The organism is Mycobacterium colombiense, from assembly GCF_003284975.1.
GTDB lineage: Bacteria > Actinomycetota > Actinomycetes > Mycobacteriales > Mycobacteriaceae > Mycobacterium > Mycobacterium europaeum_A.
Genome location: NZ_QMEU01000026.1, coordinates 21,922 through 46,771, shown reverse-complemented (window position 1 = coordinate 46,771; position 24,850 = coordinate 21,922). Strand labels below are relative to the sequence as shown.

Annotated in this window: 24 protein-coding genes; 22 read left to right on the top strand and 2 right to left on the bottom strand. The window is 67.5% G+C overall.

Translation table 11 applies throughout. The features are described from left to right. The first annotated feature begins 1,082 nt into the window (after positions 1-1,082). The 10 genes from DQP58_RS11760 to DQP58_RS11715 all read left to right on the top strand — a co-directional run bounded on the left by DQP58_RS11760 (position 1,083) and on the right by DQP58_RS11715 (position 10,464). Positions 1,083-2,342 carry a PPE family protein gene (locus tag DQP58_RS11760; protein ID WP_112708558.1) on the top strand — a complete coding sequence of 420 codons (1,260 nt, stop codon included), beginning with the start codon at positions 1,083-1,085 and terminating at the stop codon, positions 2,340-2,342. A 67-nt stretch (positions 2,343-2,409) separates the two neighbouring features. Then, complete coding sequence (locus DQP58_RS11755) at positions 2,410-3,813, top strand: PPE family protein (protein ID WP_112708557.1); 1,404 nt, start codon at positions 2,410-2,412, stop codon at positions 3,811-3,813. Between the two features lie 39 nt (positions 3,814-3,852). Then, positions 3,853-4,176 (top strand): DUF732 domain-containing protein, encoded by a 324-nt coding sequence (locus DQP58_RS11750; RefSeq protein ID WP_112708556.1) that lies wholly within the window; start codon positions 3,853-3,855, stop codon positions 4,174-4,176. Between the two features lie 105 nt (positions 4,177-4,281). Next, on the top strand, positions 4,282-4,608 hold the full coding sequence (locus DQP58_RS11745) for a DUF732 domain-containing protein (protein WP_112708568.1): 327 nt from the start codon (positions 4,282-4,284) through the stop codon (positions 4,606-4,608). A gap of 168 nt (positions 4,609-4,776) precedes the next feature. Further along, complete coding sequence (locus DQP58_RS11740) at positions 4,777-6,018, top strand: PPE family protein (protein ID WP_112708555.1); 1,242 nt, start codon at positions 4,777-4,779, stop codon at positions 6,016-6,018. Positions 6,019-6,105: 87 nt separating this feature from the next. After that, positions 6,106-7,500, top strand: a complete 1,395-nt coding sequence (locus tag DQP58_RS11735) for a PPE family protein (protein WP_112708554.1) — start codon at positions 6,106-6,108, stop codon at positions 7,498-7,500. Next, positions 7,497-7,814 (top strand): DUF732 domain-containing protein, encoded by a 318-nt coding sequence (locus tag DQP58_RS11730; RefSeq protein ID WP_112708553.1) that lies wholly within the window; start codon positions 7,497-7,499, stop codon positions 7,812-7,814. Before DQP58_RS11735 ends, DQP58_RS11730 begins: the two co-directional genes overlap by 4 nt. 120 nt (positions 7,815-7,934) lie before the next feature. Then, complete coding sequence (locus tag DQP58_RS11725) at positions 7,935-8,651, top strand: MgtC/SapB family protein (protein ID WP_112708552.1); 717 nt, start codon at positions 7,935-7,937, stop codon at positions 8,649-8,651. Positions 8,652-8,729: 78 nt separating this feature from the next. Continuing rightward, positions 8,730-9,692: a sterol desaturase family protein gene (locus DQP58_RS11720; protein WP_205869406.1), complete on the top strand. Its 963-nt coding sequence runs from the start codon at positions 8,730-8,732 to the stop codon at positions 9,690-9,692. A gap of 94 nt (positions 9,693-9,786) precedes the next feature. Continuing rightward, positions 9,787-10,464, top strand: coding sequence for a hypothetical protein (locus DQP58_RS11715; protein ID WP_112708550.1), 678 nt, complete (start codon positions 9,787-9,789; stop codon positions 10,462-10,464). A gap of 25 nt (positions 10,465-10,489) precedes the next feature. On the opposite strand, the gene DQP58_RS11710 is transcribed toward DQP58_RS11715, so the two are convergent. Further along, positions 10,490-10,951 carry a nitroreductase family deazaflavin-dependent oxidoreductase gene (locus tag DQP58_RS11710; protein WP_112708549.1) on the bottom strand — a complete coding sequence of 154 codons (462 nt, stop codon included), beginning with the start codon at positions 10,949-10,951 and terminating at the stop codon, positions 10,490-10,492. A gap of 120 nt (positions 10,952-11,071) precedes the next feature. Between DQP58_RS11710 and DQP58_RS11705 the strand changes: the two genes are divergently transcribed. From DQP58_RS11705 to DQP58_RS11695, 3 genes are all read left to right on the top strand, one after another. Further along, positions 11,072-11,755: a TetR/AcrR family transcriptional regulator gene (locus DQP58_RS11705; RefSeq protein ID WP_205869405.1), complete on the top strand. Its 684-nt coding sequence runs from the start codon at positions 11,072-11,074 to the stop codon at positions 11,753-11,755. Between the two features lie 133 nt (positions 11,756-11,888). Then, entirely contained in the window at positions 11,889-12,389 is a 501-nt protein-coding gene (locus DQP58_RS11700) for a VOC family protein (protein WP_112708566.1), read from the top strand. A gap of 49 nt (positions 12,390-12,438) precedes the next feature. After that, positions 12,439-13,932: an FAD-binding protein gene (locus tag DQP58_RS11695; protein ID WP_112708548.1), complete on the top strand. Its 1,494-nt coding sequence runs from the start codon at positions 12,439-12,441 to the stop codon at positions 13,930-13,932. A gap of 3 nt (positions 13,933-13,935) precedes the next feature. On the opposite strand, the gene DQP58_RS11690 is transcribed toward DQP58_RS11695, so the two are convergent. Continuing rightward, on the bottom strand, positions 13,936-15,855 hold the full coding sequence (locus DQP58_RS11690; RefSeq protein WP_112708547.1) for an ABC transporter ATP-binding protein/permease: 1,920 nt from the start codon (positions 15,853-15,855) through the stop codon (positions 13,936-13,938). 71 nt (positions 15,856-15,926) lie between these two features. Here DQP58_RS11690 and DQP58_RS11685 point away from each other — a divergent pair, with 71 nt between their 5' ends. The 9 genes from DQP58_RS11685 (at position 15,927) to ftsR (ending at position 24,780) form a co-directional block, all read left to right on the top strand. Continuing rightward, a complete protein-coding gene (locus DQP58_RS11685) occupies positions 15,927-17,570 on the top strand; it encodes an acetolactate synthase (protein WP_112708546.1) in 1,644 nt (547 codons plus the stop codon). Positions 17,571-17,607: 37 nt separating this feature from the next. After that, entirely contained in the window at positions 17,608-19,938 is a 2,331-nt protein-coding gene (secA2, locus tag DQP58_RS11680; protein ID WP_112708545.1) for an accessory Sec system translocase SecA2, read from the top strand. 67 nt (positions 19,939-20,005) lie between these two features. Beyond that, positions 20,006-20,635 (top strand): CDP-alcohol phosphatidyltransferase family protein, encoded by a 630-nt coding sequence (locus tag DQP58_RS11675; RefSeq protein WP_112708544.1) that lies wholly within the window; start codon positions 20,006-20,008, stop codon positions 20,633-20,635. Then, positions 20,628-21,554, top strand: coding sequence for a DUF881 domain-containing protein (locus tag DQP58_RS11670; RefSeq protein ID WP_112708543.1), 927 nt, complete (start codon positions 20,628-20,630; stop codon positions 21,552-21,554). Before DQP58_RS11675 ends, DQP58_RS11670 begins: the two co-directional genes overlap by 8 nt. Positions 21,555-21,609: 55 nt before the next feature. Next, positions 21,610-21,942, top strand: coding sequence for a small basic family protein (locus DQP58_RS11665; protein ID WP_064950365.1), 333 nt, complete (start codon positions 21,610-21,612; stop codon positions 21,940-21,942). A gap of 22 nt (positions 21,943-21,964) precedes the next feature. Continuing rightward, entirely contained in the window at positions 21,965-22,831 is an 867-nt protein-coding gene (locus DQP58_RS11660; RefSeq protein ID WP_112708565.1) for a DUF881 domain-containing protein, read from the top strand. Between the two features lie 28 nt (positions 22,832-22,859). Continuing rightward, entirely contained in the window at positions 22,860-23,258 is a 399-nt protein-coding gene (gene gcvH / locus DQP58_RS11655; RefSeq protein ID WP_112708542.1) for a glycine cleavage system protein GcvH, read from the top strand. A 296-nt stretch (positions 23,259-23,554) separates the two neighbouring features. Beyond that, complete coding sequence (garA, locus tag DQP58_RS11650) at positions 23,555-24,028, top strand: glycogen accumulation regulator GarA (RefSeq protein WP_369829979.1); 474 nt, start codon at positions 23,555-23,557, stop codon at positions 24,026-24,028. Next, positions 24,028-24,780, top strand: a complete 753-nt coding sequence (gene ftsR, locus DQP58_RS11645; RefSeq protein ID WP_112708541.1) for a transcriptional regulator FtsR — start codon at positions 24,028-24,030, stop codon at positions 24,778-24,780. Before garA ends, ftsR begins: the two co-directional genes overlap by 1 nt. Positions 24,781-24,850 lie beyond the last annotated feature (70 nt).

The window sequence follows — 24,850 nt, the reverse complement described above, 5'->3', positions numbered from 1 at the left end:
CGTCGGGTGGCGCGGCGCTGACATCGTTTGCCCTGCCGAATCCGCGCCGGGGGACGGACCGCCTTCGTGATGCTCGGCCGTTCAATCCCTTACCTGAGCGCGCAATTCCCAATGGCGGCTGTTCGGCAACGTCTCATCGTCCATTGCCGCTGCTTCCAGTGAGACCGGAAAGCCGCAGTGATCTGCAGAAACGGCCTTCCAGGAAACTGCCAGTAGCTAATCAGTGCCACAGCAGAGTGGCCGCGTCTACTCGTATGAGGGAACCTTAGGAGAACGGTTGTGAAGATCAATTATCAGTTCGGCGCTATAGCTGCCCGAGGTGCTTTGTTCCGCGCCCGGGCCGCGCTCTCGGACGCCGAATATCGGGCCGTCGTTCCTGGTGTGCCGGTTACTACCGGCGCCCCGTGGAGCGCCGCTGCTCGGCTCGCGCGTCGGAAGGTCACCACCGGCGCCGGTCCGCAACCCGGAATACTTCGAGTGCGTCACCACAACCGACAGTGTTGTCCGGGGTGCTATTCCGACGGTCCGCACAATATCGCGCTTAGTAATTTCTTTAATTGATATAGGAGGCTGTCAAGATTCGCGATCGGAGACAACAGCGGTAGCTTCTGAGCGTAGTTTATAGCGTCGGCAACGGTGCCGATTAGGCAATCAGAATACGCGAGTTAGGCATCCACGGATTTGAGTTATATCAAGCCGTGTGGTCAACGCTGCCCACCTACGCTTTACCACGTGATTTACCCCACAAACTCAACCGTTGCATGCAGCGGTCTCACACAGGTCAAGCCGTTGCAAACACATTTGTTTAACAAACGTTTACCTGACGGGAACGCCCACTGAATAAGCGTTGGTCAGCATCGTCAGTGCAATAGCAGCGTGGCTTGACCAGTTGTTCATACGCCATTCGGGCGCCCATTTACAGCTAGGAGCGGTATGGCTTTGTTGCCTGCACCACATGAGGTTTGTGCATGTGTCCTATAACGATTCCGTCGCATTCCTTGCGAGGTGTCGCCATTGTGTCGATGTCGCGGCCATGGAGCGGTGCGTGCGCCAGCCGCCAGATGAGGGATCGGAGGCCCTAGATGTTGGATTTCGGGGCTTATCCGCCGGAATACAACTCGGGGCGGATGTACGTCGGTGCGGGCTCGGGGCCGCTGCTGGCCGCTGCCGCGGCATGGGACGAATTGGCCGCGGAGCTGCAAAGCACTTGGGCGTCGTACAGCTCGACCATCGAGACGCTTGCAACGGGGCCGTGGACAGGCCCATCCTCGATCGCCATGGCGGCCGCCGCCGCTCCCTACGTGGCCTGGATCCATGCCACCGGCGCGCAAGCCGAACAGGCCGGCGCCCAGGCCAAGCTCGCGGCCGGCGCCTACGAGGCCGCCTTCGCCGCGACGGTTCCGCCGCCGGTGATCGCGGCCAACCGCTCGCTGCTCGCGACGTTGATCGCGACCAACATCCTGGGCCAGAACACGCCGGCGATCGCCGCCACCGAAGCCCACTACATGGAGATGTGGGCGCAGGATGCCGCCGCGATGTATACCTACGCGGCGACCTCAGCTAGTGCCGCTCAGCTGACCCCGTTCGCCGAGCCGCCGCGAACCACCAACGATTCGGCGGGCCCCACACAGGCGGCCGCGGTCGCCCAGAGCACCGGGCAGTCGAGCTCGAACACTGCCAGCCACCTCGCGCAGCTGAGCAGCACGATGCAGCCCGCGGCCCAGGCCGTCACCAATGCCAGCTCCGCGGCGACGACGTCGACGGAATTGACCACGCCGAGTTTCATCACCAACTGGAACGAGTTCTGGTCGGTGGTGACGGGCGTGTACTCGCCGCAGTCGTGGACCACCATTCCCGGCGGTCCGTTCCTGTCGTTTGGCCAGGCCTATGCCTGGGGGCAGAACGGACAGGGCGCGGCCGCCTATCTGGCTGGGCCCAAAGCCATTTCCGGCGCGTTGGCGCCGCTGACCAGTGGTGCCAACGCCGTCAAGCCCGTGCTCAGCTCCGCGGTCGGGGCGGGGCAGGTATCGGGGTCGATGGGCAAAGCCGCTCTGGTGGGCAGCATGTCGGTGCCGCAGGGTTGGACCGAGGCCGCCCCGGCGATCCGAACCATCGCCCAGGTGCTGCCGACCAACATGGCCGCGGCGCCGGCCGCAATGGTCGGCGAAGAGGGCGTGTTCAGCCAGATGGCCCTGTCCAGCTTGGCCGGACGCGCCGTCGCGGCCGCCGCAACCCGGCCCGCCGGCGGTGCCGCCTCGGTGGCGGGTTCGCTGGGTGGCGTTGCCGCCGAGGCCGATCCGGCCGCGGCCACCATCATCGTGATCCCGTGCATCGAGGAGTGATCGCGATGACGCAATCGGATGGCAGCCAATCACCGACCGCCCGGACGCGAAGGTAGGGGTACGAGAGATGTTTTACGGAGCCTTTCCACCCGAGTTCAATTCGGGCCGGATGTACAGCGGTCCGGGCGCGGGGTCTTTGGTGGCCGCGGCGACGGCCTGGCAGAACCTGGCCACCGAATTGCAGTCCACCGCAGCGTCTTACTCGTCGGTGCTCTCCAGCCTGACGGCCGGGCCCTGGGTGGGACCGTCATCGTTGGCGATGGCGAGCGCGGCCGCCCCGTACGTCGCCTGGATGCAGCAGACCGCCGCGCAGGCCGCCCAATCCGCGATCCAGGCCACCGAGGCCGCGGCCGCCTACGAGACGGCCTTCGCCGCCCACGTGCCGCCGGCGGTGATCGCGGAAAACCGGGCCCTGCTCGCACAGCTGGTGACGACCAACCTGTTCGGGCAGAACACGGCGGCGATCGCCGCGAATGAGGCCCAGTACAGTGAATTTTGGGCTCAGGACGCCACCGCCATGGACACTTACTTCGCCTCGTCGGCGACGGCGTCCAACAACCTGACGGAGTTCAGCCCGGCGCCCAAGACCACCAACGAGGCGGCCGAGCCGATGCAGGCCGCCGCGGTGAGTTCGGCGGCCAGCACCCCGGCCGCCAACGTCGCGAACGCGGCCGCGTCGGCGGCGACCACCACCCTGCCCTACAGCGGGCCCTTCTCCGTCCCGGCGAACCTGGCCTATCTGTACCAAACGTTCATGACCAATCTGTTCAATACCGTCCCGGGCGGGGCCAGCTTCTACACCAGCATGTACAACGCCGTGAAGGTGCCACTGGGTTTGACCACCCAGTTCAACGACATCGGCTTGCTGGTCAACTTTCCGTTGTCCCAGTGGCTCAAGTTCGCACCACCCGTCGGGTACGGGGCGCTGCCAAAAGACGCCCTGGGCGCCGGGCTGGGGGCGTTGGGCTTCGGCCGCGGCACCCTGTACAGCTCGATCACCCCGATCGCCGGCATGGGCAACGCCGGCACACTGGTCGGAAAGCTGTCCATCCCGCCGAGCTGGGCCACGTCCACCCCGGCCGTGAGAACGGTTGCGGCCGCGCTCTCGGCGGCCGGAACCGAAGCCGTGCCCGCGGCCGCGCTGGGCCAGGGGAGCCTGTTCAGTTCGATGGGGCTGGCCGGGATGCTCGGCAGCGCCGTCGGCTCCGGTGGACCCACGGTGGCGCGTGCCGGTGTGCGCAACCGGATGACTCCCATCAAGGACCTCAAAGACAAGCAATCACCGGAACAGCTGAAACGCCTTGTCGCACAGATCTCGGAGCAGCCCGAAACCGTGCAACACCACAACGTCGATCAAGAGAACCTCGACGCGCTGCTCGAGCAGCTGGCCAAGAAGCCGGGCATCCACGCCGTGCATCTGAAGAAGGGCGACAAGTCAAAGGTCATACCCGCCGATGCCCAATTGGGTTGAGCGGCAAGGACAATCCGCCACGACGGAAAGGTGATAGCGATGAAAAGACTACTGGCGTTGCTTGGCGTCTTTGCGATGATCGGGCTGGCCGCACCGGCGTACGCCGACCCTCCGCCGGTGCCCGACGGGGACGACGGCGGCTTCGTCGCCGCGCTGCAGCAGGCCGGCTTCAGCTTCAACAGCCCGGGGTCGGCCGTCGCCGCCGGCAGGGCGGTGTGTTCGTGCTTGAACAACGGCGAATCAGGCCTCGAGCTGGTCCACGACGTGAAAACCCACAATCCCGGGATGGACATGGAGATGGCGTCGAATTTCGCCGTGCTTTCCGCGAAGTACTACTGCCCCCACCAGCTCGCCAAGGCCTGACGCCCTGCCGCAGCACTGACCCGTGAAACACACTGCCGCTCAACATGTCTGCGAAGCGCCGCGCGCCGCTGCGGTCACGTCCCGAACATGGGACAATCACCGGTCATGAGACTGCTGCTGGCGCTCGGCGTCGGCGTTTCGGCCGCGATCGCGCTGGCCCCGCCTACCCATGGCGACCCGGCGGCGCCCGGCGTCGACGAGGCCGGTTTCCTCGCCTCGCTGCGGAGCGCGGGCATCACCTACTCGACCCCTGACGGGGCGATCAAGTTCGCCAAAGCGGTGTGCGTGTCGATGGCCAACGGCGAATTCGGCCCGCAAATGCTGGACGAGCTCAAGAGTGAAAACTCCGGGCTCACCAATGATCACGCCGCGTCTTTCCTGGCGATCGCGGCGAAATACTATTGCCCGCAGCAACTCGACGCAAAACGCTGACCTGGCGACGGCGGGTTCGACCGCGGCGCGGCGGAGCACCTCTCCAATCACATGAAACATAGATATGTTCCGCCTGCGAATCCCATGAATTCCATTTGAGCCGGAGCTTGTTTGCCGGCTGGTCGCGTATGCGCTCCTACCCTGGCGCCAGAGGACGGGAGGCAACGGGTGGACTTTGGGGCGCTGCCACCAGAGGTCAATTCGGGACGGATGTACGTGGGCGCCGGATCGGGGCCCTTGCTGGCTGCCGCCGCGGCATGGGATGCGCTGGGAGCCGAGCTGTATTCCTATGCGGCGGCGTACAGTTCGACGATTTCGGGCATGACCGTCGGGTCGTGGTTTGGACCGGCAGCGACGTCGATGAGTGCCGCCGTCGCCCCGTATGTGGCATGGGCAAATCAGTCCGCTGCCCAGGCAGAGCAGGTCGCGATGCAGGCAAGACTCGCTGCCATGGCCTACGAGACAGCGTTCGCGGCGACTGTGCCCCCACCGGTGATCGCCGCCAACCGCAGCCTGTTGATGACGCTGATCGCCACGAACATCCTCGGCCAGAACACCGTGGCCATCGCGGCCGCCGAAGCGGAGTACGCCGAGATGTGGGCCCAGGACGCCGCGGCGATGTATGCCTACGCTGCCTCGTCGGCAGCGGCCACACAGTTGCCGCACTTCACTGAGCCGCCGCAGACCACCGATTCGTCCGCGGTGGCGAGGCAATCCGCAGCGATGGCGCAGAATGCCGCGCCGGACGTCGTATCCCAGCTGCCGGCGCTGATCGACGCGCTGCCCGCGATGCTGCAAGGCCTGGCGTCGACACCGTCGGCGGCGGCGGCGACGCCGGCGGCATCGATCATCGAAGCCATTTACCCCATCACCGCCGCCCTCAGGCCGTTTTTCGCCGCCATCACCGGCGCCTACAGCCCCATCGGGGCGATCATCTTGCCCGGCGGCTGGTGGCTGCTGTCCCTGCAGGCCTTGGGGCTGGCCCAGAACGCGCCGGGTGTCGCCGAACTGCTCGGCGGCGGGAAGGCCATCGCCGGCGGGCTGTCGCCGCTGGCTCCGTTACGGGGTGGTTACGTCTCCGCGGTGACACCAGAGAACGGGGGCGTAGCGGGTTTTATGGGCCGCGCGACCCTGGTCGGCTCGCTGTCGGTCCCGCAAGGCTGGGCCGCAGCCGCGCCCGTGATGAAGACAGTCGCCTCGGTACTGCCGAGCGCGAGTATGGGGCCTGTCCCGACGATCCCCACGACGCCGCAAGGGGTCATGTTCGGCGAGATGGCCGCGGCCAGCCTGGCCGGACGCGCCTTGGCGGGCGCCGGTGTCCGCACCGTCAGCAATGGCACTACCGGCCTCGCGGCGGCGGCCGATGGCGTTACCACCACGGCCACAATCATTGTGGTACCGGCGGATTGAGCGGACCTTCGACATGACACCTCGGACGGCACCAAAACCGGCGGCCCATGGAGGACGCGCCATGCCCTCGGTGACCAGGGCGCCGCGATGAATTTCGCTTTCCAGCCACCCGAGATCACCTCTGGCCAGATGTACCTGGGTCCGGGGGCGGGACCGATGCTGACGGCCGCCGCCGCGTGGGACGCGTTAGCGGTCGAATTGCAGTCGGCCGCATCGTCTTACAGTTCGGTCATCGAGGGGCTGACGAACGAGGCGTGGGCCGGCCCGTCGGCCGTCGCGATGGCCGCCGCGGCCGCGCCATACGCGGCCTGGATGTCGACGACCGCGGCGCAGGCCAAGACGGCGGCCATCCATGCCACGGCGGCCGCGGAAGCCTACGAAAGCGCCTTCGCGGCGGTGGTGCCACCGACCGCGATCGCGACCAATCGCGCACGATTGGCAATGCTGTTGGCCACCAACGCTTTCGGGCAGAACACCACCGCGATCGCCGCAACCGAGGCCGAATACGGCGAAATGTGGGCGCAGGACGCCGCCGCCATGTTCGGCTACGCCAGCGCGTCTGCCGCCGCCACGCGCCTATCCCCATTCACCGAGCCACCCCAGACCACCAACGCGACGGGAATCGCGGCCCAGTCCGCCGCGCTGGGCCAGGCCAGCGCTCTGGCGAGCGGTACCGGTGCGGCCGCGGACGCCGCGTCCCCACCGTCGGGCATCATCAGCCAGCTACTCGAGGCCCTCGGCGGCGCTTCCCGCGGCTACATGGAGTTCTGGGACCAGGTGCTCAACACCCTCACGGGTTCCCCGCTGGCCGGCACGACGTGGCAGAATACCTTCGGCATCCTCGCCGACATCGGCCGGTTCAGCACGGTCGCCAACGACAGCATGAGCCCGATCAACCTCGCCATGACCGAGTTCAAGATGTTCTACAAAGTGCCGGTCGAGGGCACGGAAATCCCAAAGTCCGCCTTGGGTGCGGGGCTCGGTCTGCGTTCGGCCGGCGCCGGCCTGACCGGCGCGGTATCAGCCGGCGTGGGCGAGGCGAACGTTGTGGGCAAATTATCGGTGCCGCCGACCTGGGCCTCGGCGACCCCGGCGATCAGGCTGGCCAGCAGCCTTCCCGCCGCCGGCCTGGCCGCGGCCCCCACCGCCGCGATCCCAGGCAGCCTGCTCGGTCAGATGGCGCTGGGCAGCCTGACCGGGGGCGCCCTCGGCGCTGTCGCGCCGCAAGTCGTGGGCGGCGGAGGCGTCCGGGCCGGCGGCGCCACGAAGAGCACCGAGCCCGTCAAACTCGACGAGGTCATCGCGAAGCTGCAAAAGCAACCGGAAGCCGTGCAGCACTGGAATGTCGACAAGGCCGGACTGGACGCTCTGCTCGACCAACTGTCGACAAAGCCCGGCATCCACGCGGTGCACGTGTCCAGCGGTGACACGCCCACGGTGACCCTGCCCGACGCCCCGGGCAGGAAGGCGCGAACGGTATGAGACTCCTAGTTGCGCTGCTCGGCGCCATGGGCACGATCAGCTTCGCGGCGCTCGCGCATGCCGAGCCCGAGGGTGACGATGGGGCGTTTTTGGCAAACCTCAACAGTTCGGGCATCACCTACAGCAGCCCGGGCCAGGTCATCGCGTCCGCCAAAGCCGTGTGCGGCTTGCTGGGCAGGGGCGAGACGGGTTTGCAGGTCGTCAGCGACATCAAGGATCAAAACCCCGGCATGACGATGGACGCCGCCGCCAAATTCGCGGCGCTCGCGTCGAGCGCCTACTGTCCCCACCACCTGACGCCCAAAACCGGTTAGCCTGGACTCGCCGTTCGCCGGGTCATACTCCCGACGTCGGCGATTCGGCCGGCTCCACTTGCCGTTAACCCGGATCTGGTTAGCTCCCTTCGCCGGCTTGCAACCGGGAAGGAGCGTGTCTTGGAGACGTTGAGCGCCCTCGATTTCGCGCTCCGGCTCGGCGTCGGCGTCGGCTGCGGCGCCCTCATCGGCCTGGAACGGCAATGGCGGGCGCGTCGGGCCGGGCTGCGCACCAACGCGCTGGTCGCCGGAGGCGCCACCCTGTTCGTCCTGTACGCGGCCGCCACCTCCGACAGCAGCCCGACGCGCGTCGCGTCCTATGTGGTGTCCGGTATCGGATTCCTCGGCGGTGGGGTGATCCTGCGGGAGGGCGTCAACGTCCGTGGCCTGAACACGGCCGCCACCCTGTGGTGCTCGGCGGCGATCGGCGTGCTGGCGGCTTCCGGGCACCTGGTGTTCGCGCTGATCGGCACCGCCACCGTCGTCGGCATTCATGTCCTGGGACGCCCGCTCGGCCGGCTGATCGATCGCGACAACAGCGCCGAGGAAGACGAGAGCCTGCTGCCGTATCTGGTCCAGGTGATCTGTCGTCCCAAGCACGAGAAGTACGCCCGCGCCCAGATCATCCAGCACGCCGGCAGCAACGACATCACACTTCGCGGGATCCACACCGGCAACCCGGACGGCGACGAGGTTGCGCTGACCGCCCACCTGCTGATGAACGGCGATGCCCCGGCGCGGCTGGAGCGGCTGGTGGCCGAACTGTCGCTGCTGCCCGGCGTCCGCGCGGTGCAGTGGTATGCCGGGGACGAAGCGCAGTCCGACGATCGTCGCTGATCTACGCGCCCCCGCGGCGCGTCGCCCGACCAACAATGGCGAGGTGACTATTGCGGCGCTCGTCGTAGTCTTACCTGTGTGAGCGCCCTCTCAGGCTTCCTATCCGCGCTGCCTCCGCAGATGCGGGATCCGGTGCTGTTCGCCGTCCCGTTCTTCCTGCTGCTGTTGACCCTCGAATGGACCGCCGCCCGAAAGCTGGAACATCTGACGGCCGAGGGGGCCGAGAGCGCCCAGACCGTCGACGCCGCGCGGCCGGCGTCGGGAGCGCACCTCACCCGCGATTCGGTGGCGAGCATCTCGATGGGGCTGGTGTCGGTGGCCACCACCGCCGCCTGGAAGACGCTGGCGCTGTTCGGCTACGCGGCGATCTACGCCTACGTGGCGCCCTGGCAGCTGCCCGCGACCCGTTGGTACACCTGGGTGATCGCGATCCTCGGTGTGGACCTGCTCTACTACGCCTATCACCGGATCGCGCACCGCGTGCGGTTGATCTGGGCGACGCACCAGGCCCATCACTCCAGCGAGTACTACAACTTCGCCACCGCGCTGCGCCAGAAGTGGAACAACAGCGGCGAAATCCTGATGTGGATCCCGTTGCCGCTGTTGGGGATTCCACCGTGGATGGTGTTCTTCAGTTTTTCGCTGAACTTGATCTACCAGTTCTGGATCCACACCGAGCGCATCGACAAGCTGCCGCGGCCATTCGAGTTCGTCTTCAACACGCCGTCGCATCACCGGGTGCACCACGGAATGGACAAGGTGTATCTCGACAAGAACTACGGCGGCATCTTCATCGTGTGGGACCGGCTGTTCGGCACCTTCCAGCCCGAGCTGTTCCGGCCGCATTACGGGCTCACCAAGCGCGTGGACACGTTCAACATCTGGACGTTGCAGACGCGCGAATACGTCGCGATCGCCCGCGACTGGCGATCGGCGACGCGCCTGCGTGACCGGTTGGGGTACGTGTTCGGCCCGCCGGGCTGGCTGCCGCGGGCGGCCCGTCCGGCCGACGCCACCACCCCGCTCGTGACCTCGCTGTAACATTTGCGCGGGCCGGCGCGAAAAGCTGAGCGTGGCGGAGGGTTACGCCGTGACCCCCGCCTCCCGTCAGGATCGGCCCGATGGATCGGAGTTCATGGTGCATCGACTGGCAACGCGCGCATTCGCCGCGTCGACTTCTGTCGCAGCGCTCGCCTCCTTGCTGCCGGCCGCGCAGGCCAAAGCCGACGTCATGGTGTATCCGGGCATGGAGATACGCCAGGACAACCGGGTGTGCACGCTCGGCTACGTCGACCCCGCCCTCAAGATCGCGTTCACCGCGGGCCACTGCCGCAGCGGGGCCGGAGTGGTGACGGACCGGGGTGGCGCCGTCATCGGCCGGATGGCGGCCTTCCGGGACAACACGCCCAGCGGGACGACGGTGTCCACCAGCCAGACGATCAGCGACTACGAAGCGATCGTGCTGGACAACAGTGTCACGGCGAACAACATCCTGCCCGGCGGTCGGCCGCTCGTCTCCGATCCCGGGCTGGCGCTCGCGCCCGGACAGCCCGTCTGCCATTTCGGCGTGATCACCGGGGAAACCTGCGGGACCGTGGAAAGCGTGAACAACGGCTGGTTCACCATGTCGCACGGCGTGCAAAGCCACAACGGCGATTCGGGCGGACCGGTGTACCTGACGCCCAACGGCGGCCCGGGGCAGATCGTCGGGATCTTCAACAGCGTGTGGGGTGACTTGCCCGCCGCGGTGTCGTGGGGGGCCACGTCGCAGGAGGTCCGCGAGGATCTCGGCGTGCGCGACAACGCGCACTAGGTCATTGCGTGCGCGACAACGCGCACTAGGCCAAGCCGGCCGCGCCGATCGGGGTCAGCGCGAACACCGGAATCGAAGCAGCGGCGGCGCGGAACTGCTCGTCGGTGCTGTCCGGGGTCAATCCGGCGACGTACCCCTTGACCTGCCAATACCACCGGGCCAGATAGCGCCTCAGCAGCTCCGGCTTGGCCGCGTCGTCGACCTCGCTGACCCGGACGCTGCGCCGGTGCCAGCGGGGGCCCACCTCGACGACGGCGGCCGCCCGGACATTGCGGGCCCACTGGGTGTTGCCGCGCGGGGAGATCAGGTAGTCGATGCCGTCGACGGTCAGCAGGTTGATCACGACGGCGCGGGGCTTTCCGGTTTTGCGGCCGCGCACCCGCAGGGCCCGGGTGCCGGCGATGCTGATCCCCGCTTCGGCCAGCGAGCGGACGACCCGGTTGGCGGCGCGCGCGGCCCGGTTCGGTTGTTCGTATCGCGTGGACATGTCGTGGCCTCTCAGCAATCCCGATCGAAATTCGAGAGCGGTGCTCTCTGATTGGACGATGCTGCCACGACCCGCCGCGGAAAGCAAGAGCGGTGTTCTCGGTTGTGCCAGACTGGCCGCGTGGGCAAACGCCAGGAATCGCGCGAGCAGATCGAGGCTCGCATCATCGAACTCGGTCGCCGCCAGTTGGTCGACCGCGGCGCCGCCGGACTGTCGGTGCGTGCGATAGCCCGCGACCTGGGCATGGTGTCGTCGGCGGTGTACCGCTACGTGTCCAGCCGCGACGAACTGCTGACCCTGCTGCTCGTCGACGCCTATTCCGACCTGGCCGATGCCGTGGATCGAGCCCGTCAGTCGATCGGCGACCTGTGGAGCGACGATGTCGTCGCCATCGCGCGGGCCACCCGGGAGTGGGCCGTCGCGCACCCGGCCTGCTGGGCCCTGCTGTACGGCAGTCCCGTGCCCGGATATCACGCGCCGCCCGAGCGCACGGTTGCGGTGGGCACCCGGGTGGTGGCGGCGCTGTTCGACGCGGTCGCCGCAGGAATCGCCACCGGTGACATCCGGCTAACCAATGATGTTGCCCCGCAACCGATGTCTTCGGACTTCGAACGAATCCGTCAGGAATTCGGGTTCCCCGGTGACGACCAGGTGCTGGCCAAGTGCTTTTTGCTGTGGGCGGGTGTGCTCGGTGCCATCAGCCTCGAGGTGTTCGGGCAATACGGCGCCGACACCCTGACCGACCCGCAGGGCGTCTTCGAGGCCCAGCTGCGGCTGCTGGTGGACGTACTGAGCCGGCACTGAGGGGTGCAGCGGCCACCGGCAAACCGGAATTAGAACGTGTTCACCCGGCGATCGGGCGGCCGGTGGAGCCGGCCACGGCAAAGTCGTTCGGCCCCCTTCTGGCGGCCCGGCGGCTGGACTATTGTGCGAGACGATGACGCTTCCCCTCGAATCACCGACGCAGATTGCCTGGGTCACCGGCGACCTGGATGCCACCGAAACGGCCCTCACCGGGCTGTTAGGGGTCCGCAAGTGGGTGCGCATACCCGAGGTGCACTTTGCTCCGGAGGCGTGCAGCTACCGCGGCGAGGCCGCCGACTTCTTTGCCAGCATCTCGCTGAGCTACCTCGGCGACATGCAGTTGGAACTGATCCAGCCGGTCCGCGGTCAGAACATCTATAGTGACTTCCTGTCCGAGTGCGGGCCGGGTTTGCACCACATCTGCATGGAGGTCGAAAGCCCCGAGCAACTGGAAGTGGCGGTGAGCGAGGCCGGCGAGCGGGGCGCCGCGGCTGTGCAGCGAGGCGTGATGCCCGGCGGTATCCACTTCGTCTACCTGTCGGCGCCGCAGGCGGGTGTGCCGTATGTGGAGCTTGCGTACGTTTCGCCCGAAATGCGGGCCTTTTACGACTACATCAAACAGGAGCAGCGGTGAGCCGCGCCGGCGACGGTGCGCGACGCAGCGATGAGGAGGAGTGGCGCCAATGAGCACGGAGATACCGGCGACAGTCAGCGCGAACGACGTGACCGCGTGGTCGGATGACGTCGACGTCCTGGTGATCGGGTTCGGCATTGCCGGCGGCTGCGCCGCGGTGAGCGCGGGGGCCGCCGGCGCGCGGGTGCTGGTGCTCGAACGCGCGGCCGCGGCGGGCGGCACCACTTCGCTTGCCGGGGGCCACTTTTACCTCGGTGGCGGGACCGCGGTGCAGCAGGCGACCGGTCAAGACGATTCCGTCGAGGAGATGTACAAGTATCTGGTCGAGGTGTCGCGGGAACCCGAACTCGACAAGATCCGCGCCTACTGCGAGGGCAGCGTCGAGCATTTCAATTGGCTGGAAGATTTGGGTTTTCAGTTCGAGCGCAGCTATTACCCGGGCAAGGTCGTCGTGCCGCCGGGCACCGAGGGACTGAGCTATACCGGCAACGAGAAGGTCTGGCCCTTCTGCGAGCGGGCCAAACCGGCACCGCGCGGGCACTCGGTGCCGGTGCCCGGCGAATTGGGCGGCGCGAGCATGGTTGTCGACCTGCTGCTCAAGCGGGCCGACGCCCTGGGCGTGCAGATCCGCTACGAGACGGGGGTGACCAACCTGGTCACCGACGGCGATGGCGCGGTCGTCGGCGTGGCCTGGAAACACTTCACCGAAACCGGCGCCATCAGGGCCAAGTCCGTCATCATCGCGGCCGGCGGATTCGCGATGAACCCGGAGATGGTCGCCGAGCACACGCCCGCATTGGGTCAGGAGCGACGCACCAAACACCACGGCGTAGTGGCGCCCTACATTCTGGGCAATCCCAACGACGATGGACTCGGCATCCGGATGGGCGTCTCGGCCGGCGGCGCCACCAAGAACATGGACGAGCTGTTCATCACCGCGGCGGCCTACCCGCCCGAGGTGTTGCTTACTGGTGTGATCGTCAACAAAGACGGCCAGCGGTTCGTCGCCGAGGACTCCTATCACTCGCGAACGTCGGCCTTCGTGTTGGAGCAGCCGGACCAGACGGCGTACCTGATCGTCGACGAGGCGCACACCGAGATGCCCGCCATGCCGCTGATCCGCTTCCTCGACGGGTACGAGACCATCGCGGAAATGGAAGCCGCGCTTGGCATTCCGGCCGGCAATCTCGCGGCCACGCTGGACCGCTACAACAAGAATGCCGCCGCGGGCGAGGACCCCGATTTCCACAAGCAGCCGGAATTCCTTGCACCGCAAGACAATGGCCCGTGGGCGGTGTTCGATCTGTCGCTCGGGCGGGCGATGTACTCGGGATTCACCATCGGCGGCCTCGCGGTGACCGTCGACGGCGAGGTGCAGCGGGAAGACGGCTCCGTCGTGCCCGGCTTGTACGCCGCCGGGGCGTGCGCGTCCAACCTCGCCCAGGACGGCAAGGGCTACGCGAGCGGAACGCAGCTGGGCGAAGGGTCGTTCTTCGGCCGCCGCGCCGGAGCGCACGCGGCGCAACGCGCCGGGGGAGCGTAGGCGTCAGACCGGCGCGGGTTCCTTTTCGACGGGTCCCAATTGCCACGGGCCGCCGCCGAGCAGATGCAGCTGCTGGGAGTGGTGCTGTTCGACGGTGGGTCGGTGGCTCACGCTGACCATGACGCACTCGGGCAGCTCGGTCCGCACCAACTGGTACAGCGCGAATTCCAGCCCCTCGTCCAGCGCGGAGGTGGCCTCGTCGAGGAAGACCGCCTTCGGCTGGGTCAGCAGGATGCGCGCGAAGGCGACCCGCTGCTGTTCGCCAGGCGACAGCACCTTGGCCCAGTCATTCTCTTCGTCGAGCCGGTTGATCAGCGGCGCCAGGGCCACCTTGGTGAGGATGTCGCGCAGCTGTTCGTCGGGCACGTTGTCCGGCGAGTTCGGGTAGCACACCACGGTGCGCAAACTGCCCAGCGGCACATACGGCAGTTGGGACAGGAACATCGTCGCGTTGTCGCCGTCCGGGCGGCACAGGGTCCCCGACGCGTACGGCCACAGTTCGGCGAGGCTGCGCAGCAGCGTGGTCTTGCCGGCCCCGGACCGGCCGGTGATCACCAGGCTGTCGCCCGAATCGAGCTGGATGTCCAGCGAGTCGACCAGCTGGTCGCCCTCCGGCGTGCGCACCTCGATGCCGCGCAGTTCCACTGCGGAATCCTCGCTGGGCTTGACCAAGATGGTGGGCAGCGCGCGGCCCTTGCTGTTGGCGTCGACGAGGCCGTGCAACCGGATGATCGCCGCCCGGAAGGCCGCGAACGCGTCATAGTTGTTCCGGAAGAACGACAGTGAGTCGTTGATGTTGCCGAAAGCCTGCGCGGTCTGGGTGACATCGCCGAAGGCGATCTCCCCGGCGAACAGGCGCGGCGCCTGAATTGCCAACGGCAGCGGAATGATGGTCTGCGTCGCCGACCAGTTCCATCCGTTGAAGATGATGGTCCGGCGGACAAACCTGCGGTAGTTGTCGATGACCGGCGTGAAGCGCCCCCACAGTTGCGCCCGCTCGACGCGCTCGCCGCGGTAGAAGCCCACCGCCTCCGCGGCGTCGCGAAGGCGCACCAGGGCGTAACGGAACGCGGCGTTGAGTTTCTCGTTGTTGAAGCTCAGCCAAATCAGCGGGCGCCCAAGCCAAATCGCGACCACCGTCGCGATCAAGACATAGATCAGAACGGTCCAGAACATCGCACGCGGCACGGTCACACCGAAAAGATCGAAGTCCCCGGACAGATTCCACAGGATCGCGGCGAACGAGATCACCGATGCCACCGCGTTGACGGCACCGAACAGCAGGGTGTTGGTCGTCCCGTTGGACGGGATGTTCGGGGTGCCGCCCACCCCCGCGGTGAAGATGTCGACATCCTGTTGGATGCGCTGGTCGGGGTTGTCAATAGTGTTGTCGATGAACAGATCCCGGTAATAGGCCCGGCCCGCGAGCCAGTCGTCGGTGAGATGGCCCGTCAACCACATGCGCCAGGCGATGATGAACCGCTGCGTCAGGTAGATGTCGAGGATCACTCGGGCGATGAAGATGGCCGCCAGCAGGATGAAAATCCCGAGCGAGACCCAAAAGTTGTGGATCCCGGACTGTTTGACCTCATTGTTCCCCGTGGCGAGCCCTTTCAGTGCCACCTGCAACGCCGTGTACATGTCGTTGCTCTGATAGCTGAACAGGACGTTGAGCCGGACCGAGAAGAGCACCAGCAGCAGCAGCACACCGAGCCCCAGCCACGCCCTGACGCTGGTCGGCCCGACGAAGTAGCCGCGCGTGATCCGCCAGAATTGGCGGCCCCACGGGGTCAGATACCTGGCGGCGACCAGCGCGGCCAGCAGGCAGACGGCACCGATAACCCATGCGATGGCCAGCCACCGCAGGGAATCCTGAAATGCCGACGACCAATCGATGGACGGTTTGAACAGCTTCGAGTCCAATTTCGGCGTCTCCTTCTGCGGTCGGCACTTCCCCGCAAATTACCCGAGCGGTCCTCGAATAGGCTGCGCAGATGAGCATCGACGCTCCATCCAGCCAGACCGTACATGCCGGCCGACTCATCGCGCGCCGCCTCAAAGCCAGCGGTGTCGACACCGTCTTCACGCTGTCCGGCGGTCACCTGTTCTCCATCTACGACGGGTGCCGCGACGAAGGAATCCGCCTGATCGACACCCGCCACGAGCAGACCGCGACCTTCGCCGCCGAGGGCTGGTCGAAGGTGACGCGGTCGCCGGGCGTGGCCGCGCTGACCGCGGGGCCGGGCATCACCAACGGGATGAGCGCAATGGCCGCGGCGCAGCAGAACTCCTCGCCGCTGGTGGTGCTGGGTGGTCGGGCGCCGGCGCAGCGCTGGGGCATGGGGTCGCTGCAGGAGATCGACCATGTGCCGTTCGTGGCGCCGCTGGCCCGCTTCGCCGCCACCGCGCAGTCCGCGGGCGAAGCCGGCCGGCTCGTCGACGACGCGCTGCGCGCCGCGGTTACAGCGCCCTCGGGCGTCGGCTTCGTCGACTTCCCGATGGACCACGTGTTCTCCATGTCCGACGATGACGGCCGGCCCGGCGCGCTCGTCGACCTGCCGCCCGGCCCCGCGCCCGACGGTGCGGCCCTGAGTCGGGCCGCGGCCCTGCTCTCCGCGGCGCAGCGGCCGGTGATCATGGCGGGCACCAATGTGTGGTGGGGGCACGGCGAGGCGGCCCTGCTGCGCCTGGCCGAGGAACTGCATATCCCGGTGCTGATGAACGGCATGGCCCGCGGCGCGGTTCCCGCCGATCATCCGTTGGCGTTCTCCAGGGTCCGCGGAAAAGCGTTGGGGGAGGCCGACGTTGCGCTGATCGTGGGGGTCCCGATGGATTTCCGGCTCGGCTTCGGCGCGGTCTTCGGGCCAGACACCGAGCTCATCGTGGTCGACCGGGTCGAACCCGACCGCCGCCATCCCCGGCCGGTGGCGGCCGAGCTGTACGGCGACCTGTTGACGATCCTCGCCGCGCTGGCCCCGGCCACCGGGAACGACCATCGCGGCTGGATCGACGAACTGCGAATCGCCGAGAAGGCGGCGCGCGACAAGGAGAAGGCCGAACTCGCCGACGACCGCATCCCGCTGCACCCGATGCGGGTCTACGCCGAGCTCGCGCCGATGCTGGACCGCGATGCGGTCGTCGTCGTCGACGCCGGCGATTTCGGGTCCTACGCCGGGCGGGTGATCGACAGCTACCAGCCGGGCTGCTGGCTGGACAGCGGGCCGTTCGGCTGCCTGGGGTCGGGCCCCGGCTACGCCCTGGCCGCCAAGCTGGCTCACCCGGACCGCCAGGTGGTGCTGCTGCAGGGCGACGGCGCGTTCGGGTTCAGCGGCATGGAGTGGGACACCCTGGTTCGGCACAACGTGCCGGTCGTCTCCGTGATCGGCAACAACGGAATTTGGGCGCTGGAGAAGCACCCCATGGAAGCGCTGTACGGCTACTCGGTGGTCGCCGAACTCCGTCCCGGGACGCGCTACGACGAGGTGGCCCGCGCCCTGGGCGGGCACGGCGAACTGGTCGCCGCGCCCGGCGAGCTGCGGCCCGCGCTGGAACGGGCCTTCGCCAGCGGCCTGCCGGCCGTCGTCAATGTGCTCACCGACCCCGACGTCGCATATCCACGCCGGTCCAACCTCGCGTGATGGATCCGCGCGGTGGGTCACCGCGTACCGTTGACCTGTGCCTAAGACGACCCGCGCTCAACCCGGCCGGCTGAGCAGCCGCTTTTGGAAGCTGCTCGGCGCCAGCACCGAAAAGGATCGCAGCCGCTCGCTCACCCAGGTCAAGGACTCGTCGGAGTACGACGACGAGGCGGCCGGGCTGAGCGACGAGCAGCTGCGCAAGGCGGCCGGGCTGCTCAACCTCGACGACCTCGCCGATTCCGAGGACATCCCGCAGTTCCTCGCCATCGCCCGGGAGGCGGCCGAAAGATCGACGGGCCTGCGCCCATTTGATGTGCAGCTGCTCGGGGCGCTGCGCATGCTGGCCGGCGACGTCATCGAGATGGCCACCGGGGAGGGCAAGACCCTGGCCGGCGCGATCGCGGCCGCCGGCTACGCGCTGGCCGGTCGGCACGTGCACGTGGTGACGATCAACGACTACCTGGCCCGCCGCGACGCGGAATGGATGGGCCCGGTCATCGAGGCGATGGGCCTGACCGTCGGCTGGATCACCGCCGAGTCGACCAGCGCGCAACGCCGGACCGCCTACGGCTGCGACGTCACCTACGCCTCGGTCAACGAGATCGGTTTCGACGTGCTGCGCGATCAGCTGGTGACCGACGTCGCCGACCTGGTGTCGCCCAACCCCGACGTGGCCCTGATCGATGAGGCGGACTCGGTGCTGGTCGACGAGGCGCTGGTGCCGCTGGTGCTGGCCGGCACGACCCACCGGGAGACACCGCGGCTGGAGATCATCAAGCTGGCCGGCCAGCTCGAGGCCGGCACCGACTACGACACCGACGCCGACAGCCGCAACGTCCACCTGACCGAGACCGGCGCCCGCAAGGTGGAAAAGGCGCTCGGCGGCATCGATCTGTACTCCGAGGAGCACGTCGTCACCACCCTGACCGAGATCAACGTCGCGCTGCACGCCCACGTGCTGTTGCAGCGCGACGTGCACTACATCGTGCGCGACGACGCGGTGCACCTGATCAACGCCGCGCGGGGGCGCATCGCGCAACTGCAACGCTGGCCCGACGGCCTGCAGGCCGCGGTGGAGGCCAAGGAGGGCATCGAGACCACCGAAACCGGCGAGGTGCTCGACACCATCACCGTGCAGGCGCTGATCAACCGCTACGCGACGGTGTGCGGCATGACCGGCACGGCGCTGGCCGCCGGTGAGCAGCTGCGCCAGTTCTACAAGCTCGGTGTCTCACCAATTCCGCCGAACGAGCCCAACATTCGCGAAGACGAATCCGACCGCGTGTACATCACCGCCGCCGCCAAGAACGACGCGATCGTCGCCCACATCGCCGAGGTGAACGAGACCGGGCAGCCCGTGCTGGTGGGCACCCGCGACGTCGCCGAATCCGAGGACCTGCACGAGCGGCTGCTGCGCCGTGGGGTGCCCGCGGTGGTGCTGAACGCGAAAAACGACGCCGAGGAAGCTCAGGTGATCGCCGAGGCCGGCAAGTTCGGCGTCGTCACCGTCTCCACCCAGATGGCCGGGCGCGGCACCGACATCCGCCTCGGCGGCTCCGACGAAGCCGACCACGACCGGGTCGCCGAGCTCGGCGGGCTGCACGTCGTCGGAACCGGGCGACACCACACCCAGCGGCTGGACAACCAGCTGCGCGGGCGCGCCGGGCGGCAGGGCGACCCGGGGTCGTCGGTCTTCTTCTCGAGTTGGGAAGACGACGTGGTGGCGGCCAACCTCGACCACAACAAGCTGCCGATGGACACCGACGAGGACGGCCGGATCGTCAGCCCGAAGGCGGCGGGCCTGCTCGACCACGCCCAGCGCGTGGCCGAGGGCCGCATGCTGGACGTGCACGCGAACACCTGGCGCTACAACCAATTGATCGCCCAGCAGCGCGCCATCATCGTGGACCGGCGAAACACGTTGCTGCGCAACCCAACCGCGCGGGAGGAGCTGGCCGAGCTGGCGCCCAAGCGCTATAAGGAGCTGGCCGAGACCGAGGGGATCACCGAAGAGCGCCTGGAGACGATCTGCCGGCAGATCATGCTGTATCACCTCGACCGCGGCTGGGCCGACCATCTGGCCTATCTGGCCGACATCCGCGAAAGCATCCATCTGCGGGCGCTGGGCCGGCAGAACCCGCTGGACGAGTTTCACCGGTTGGCGGTCGACGCCTTCGCGTCGCTGGCCGCCGACGCCATCGAGGCGGCCCAGCAGACGTTCGAAACCGCCAACGTCCTCGACGAGGAGCCCGGGCTGGATCTGTCCAAGCTGGCGCGGCCGACGTCGACGTGGACCTACATGGTCAACGACAACCCGCTGTCGGATGACACGCTGTCCACTCTGAGCCTGCCAGGGGTGTTCCGCTGAGCTCGTGCCGATCGCAAGCGCGGCGCAGCCGGGCGCTCGGCGCTCAGTCGCGTTAAGGTCACGGCTCATGGAGCCGGTGCTTCCGCCCAACCGGGTGCTGACGGTGCCCAACGCGCTCAGCGCTGTCCGCCTGGCGCTGATCCCGGTGTTCGCCTATGCGCTGCTGGTCGCCCACGCCAACGGGTGGGCCGTCGGGATTCTGATGTTCAGCGGCGCCTCGGACTGGGCGGACGGCAAGATCGCCCGGCTGCTGGATCAGTCCTCCCGGCTCGGGGTCCTGCTCGACCCGGCCGTCGACCGCCTCTACATGGTGGCCGTGCCCATCGTGCTGGCGTTCAGCGGGATCGTGCCCTGGTGGTTCGTCATCGTGCTGCTCGCGCGCGACGGCCTGTTGGCCGCGACGCTGCCGCTGCTGTGGAGTCGAGGGCTGACGGCGCTGCCGGTGACCTACATCGGCAAGGCCGCGACGTTCGCCCTGATGTCCGGCTTCCCGCTGGTGCTGCTGGGCACCTGGGATGCGCTGTGGAGTCACGTGATCGGGGCCTGCGGATGGGCCTTTTTGATCTGGGGCATGTATGCCTACCTGTGGGCGTTCGTGCAGTATGCGGTGCAGATGACTCTCGTGCTGCGACGGATGCCCAAGGTCGATCGCGGTTCTCGCCCGTCGGCCGCGGCGAAGGTGGCTGACCATGGCTGATAGGGATCCGCTGCTCGGCGGCTATGACCCCAATGCCGGGCACAGCGCGCATGTGGCGTCGCGACCGAAACAGATCCCGGTGCCCTCGCTGCTGCGCGCCCTGCTCTCCGAGCACCTCGATCCCGGTTACGCCGCGGCGGCGGCCAAGCGCGGTGCCGCCGACGCGCCATCCGGTGGGCGCCGGCGGGTGGTCGGCTGGCTCTGGCAGGCGCGGGCGGCGCTGCTGATCGCGACGGTGTTCGCCGCCGCGGTCGCGCAGGCCCGCTCGGTGGCCCCGGGGGTGCGCACCGCCCAGCAACTGCTGTTGGGCAATGTGCGGTCGGCCGAAGGCGCTGCGGCCAAGCTGAACCAGCGCCGCGGCGAGCTGGTGACGCGCGTCGACGACGTTCAGCGCCACGCCCTGGCCGACGACGCCGAGGGGCAGCGGCTGCTGAAACGCCTCGACGCGTTGAGCCTGGCCGCGGCCAGCACGGCGATCATCGGGCCCGGCCTGAAGGTGACCGTCACCGATCCCGGCGCCAGCCCGAACCTTTCCGACGTGTCCAAGCAGCGGGTCAGCGGCAGCCGGCAGATCATCCTGGACCGCGATCTGCAATTGCTGGTCAACTCGTTGTGGGCCAGCGGCGCCGAGGCGATCTCCGTCGGCGGGGTGCGGATCGGGCCGAACGTGACCATCCGGCAGGCCGGCGGCGCGATCCTGGTCGACAACAACCCGACCAGCAGCCCGTACACGGTCCTGGCCATCGGGCCGCCGCGGGCGATGCGCGACGTCTTCGACAGCAGCCCCGGCCTGCAGCGACTGCGGCTGCTGCAGATCTCCTACGGTGTCGTGGTTACGGTGGACGCCGCCGACGGTCTGTCGCTGCCCGCCGGATCGATCCGGGATGTCAAGTTCGCCAAGCAGATTGGGCCACGGTGAGAGAAGTCCTGAACAGCCGCATTCCCCTGTGCGAGACGCGGACGGGAAACCACACATGATCGGTATCGCAGCGCTGGCGATCGGCATCGTGCTCGGCCTCGTCTTTCACCCCGCGGTGCCAGAAGTCGTGCAGCCCTATCTGCCGATCGCGGTGGTCGCGGCGCTGGACGCCGTGTTCGGCGGGTTGCGCGCATACCTGGAACGGATCTTCGACCCGAAGGTCTTCGTGGTTTCGTTCGTGTTCAACGTGTTCGTGGCCGCCCTGATCGTCTATGTCGGTGACCAATTGGGCGTGGGCACCCAACTGTCCACGGCCATCATCGTCGTGCTGGGTATCCGCATCTTCGGCAATGCGGCCGCGCTGCGGCGCAGGCTGTTCGGGGCGTGAGGCATTTGAGGTCGAGGTTGACGTGAGCCGGGATCCGCAAGATCGCGCCGGCGGCCAACGGGCCGCCGGCCAGGGTGGTGACGGTGCGACCCCGGGACAGGGTTCGCCGCGCGGCCGCCACGAACTGGCCGCGAAAGGCCCCCGTCCCGAAATCGGTGCGGTGCACCGCACCGGGTTGTCGGGGATGGTGCGCGGCGGCCGCTCCCGGATGGCGTTCGGGACGCTGGCCGCGATGCTGTGCCTGCTGCTGGGCCTCGCGATCGTCACTCAGGCCCGCCAGACCGAGTCGGGTGACGCGCTGGAGACGGCGCGGCCGGCGGACCTGTTGGTGCTGCTGGATTCGTTGCGGCAGCGCGAAGGCACGCTCAACACCGAGGTGAACGAGCTGCAGAACACCCTGAATTCGCTGCAGGCGTCGGGAAACAACGACCAGGCCGCCATCCAGTCCGCGCAGTCCAGGCTGGCGGCGCTGTCCATTCTGGTGGGGGCGGTCGGTGCCACCGGGCCCGGCGTCACCGTCACGATCGAGGACCCCGGGCCCGGGGTTTCGCCGGAGGCGATGCTCGACGTGATCAACGAGTTGCGCGCCGCCGGCGCCGAGGCGATCGAGGTCAATGACGCACACCAGTCGGTGCGAGTGGGCGTCGACACCTGGGTGGTGGGGACGCCCGGGTCGCTGACCATCGACTCGAAAACGCTGTCGCCGCCGTATTCGATTCTGGCGATTGGCGATCCGCCCACCCTGGCCGCGGCCATGAACATTCCCGGTGGCGCGCAGGACACCGTCAAGCGCGTCGGTGGGCGAATGTCGGTCCAGCAGGCCGACCGGGTGGACGTGACCACCTTGCGGCAACCAAAACCACACCAATACGCTCAGCCGGTCAAGTGAGCATCACCCGAACAGAACAGGATCACTCGTGAGCGATATCCCGCCCGATCTGCGCTACACCGCCGAACACGAATGGGTTCGTCGAAGTGGGGATGACACCGTGCGAGTGGGCATCACCGATTTTGCGCAATCGGCGTTGGGCGATGTGGTTTTCGTTCAGCTGCCCGACGTGGGCACCGAGTTGACCGCGGGCGAATCCTTCGGTGAGGTCGAATCCACCAAATCGGTGTCGGACTTGTATGCGCCCATCTCGGGCAAAGTCTCGGCGGTCAACGCCGATCTGGACGGCAGTCCGCAACTGGTGAACTCCGACCCGTACGGCGCCGGGTGGTTGCTGGACGTCCAGGTGTCCGAGGTCGGCGAATTGGAGTCGACGATTTCTTCGCTGCTCGACGCTGAGGCCTACCGCGGAACGCTCACCGAATGACGATTGCTAATGTCCCTGCAGCCCCGCACCGCCCGGCGGGCGGCGGGGCCAGGGTACGGGGGAATCGGAGTTTCGGTTCGTCAGGTGGTAGGCGCATTGCAGGCCGGTGCGCGGTACCGTCGACACATCGACCTTTGAAGACCTTCGAAGATCTCTGAAAGACATGTGACAGACACTTTGACAGTACGACACGGCAGTAATCGGCATACCGGGCAGACAAACCTGGTGCACAGGCCGGCCGAGCGGCCCGGACAGACAACGCCACAGCAGCCAGTGAGGAGCAGCGCGTGACGGACATGGACTCAGGCAGTCAGCAGGACCAGAATTCGGACGAAGTCACGGTAGAGACGACTTCGGTCTTCCGTGCGGACTTCCTCAACGAATTGGACGCGCCCGCGCAGGCGGGAACCGAGAGCGCGGTATCCGGAGTCGAAGGGCTCCCGGCGGGCTCGGCGTTGCTGGTCGTCAAGCGGGGACCGAATGCCGGTTCGCGATTCCTGCTGGATCAGGCCACCACGTCGGCCGGACGGCACCCCGACAGCGACATTTTTCTCGACGACGTGACCGTCAGCCGCCGGCACGCCGAATTCAGGTTGGAAAACAACGAATTCAGCGTGGTCGACGTTGGTAGTCTCAACGGCACTTACGTCAACCGTGAGCCCGTGGACTCGGCGGTGCTTGCCAATGGCGACGAGGTGCAGATCGGCAAGTTCCGCTTGGTGTTCCTCACCGGACCCAAGCAGGGTGAGGATGGAGGATCTTCGGGCTAGTGAGCGCACCCGATAGCTCGGCACTGGCCGGGATGTCGATCGGGGCGGTCTTGGAGTTGCTGAGGCCGGACTTCCCCGATGTCACCATCTCCAAAATCCGCTTCCTGGAGGCCGAGGGGCTGGTGACGCCGCAGCGGGCCGCGTCGGGGTATCGAAGGTTCACCGCTTATGACTGCGCGCGGTTGCGGTTCATCCTTACCGCGCAGCGTGATCACTATCTGCCACTGAAGGTCATCAGGGCGCAACTGGACGCCCAGCCCGACGGCGAGCTGCCGCCCGTCAAATCGTCGTATTCGGTCCCGCGACTGGTGTCGGTGGCGGGAACCGGGGACGGCGCCGGCGCTGAGGCGCGCTCGGACACTTCGGCGGTGGCCCCCACCCACGTCCGGTTGAGCCGCGAAGAGCTGCTGGCGCGCGCGGGCGTGGACGACGAGCTGCTGACCTCGCTTCTCAAAGCGGGAGTCATCACCACCGGGCCCGCCGGGTTTTTCGACGAGCACGTCGTGGTCATCCTGCAATGCGCCCGGGCGCTGTCGGACTACGGTGTCGAGCCGCGGCACTTGCGGGCGTTCCGCTCGGCCGCCGATCGGCAGTCGGACCTGATCGCCCAAATCGCCGGGCCGGTAGTCAAAGCCGGCAAGGCCGGCGCCCGCGACCGCGCCGACGATTTGGCGCGCGAGGTCGCCGCACTCGCCATCACGTTGCACACGTCGTTGATCAAATCCGCCGTTCGCGACGTTCTGGATCGGTGAGGACTAGACTTCGGTCGACAGCTTGGTTTTCGGCAGTAGGGCGGATTTTTGACCTCGCCGTCCTGGCGAG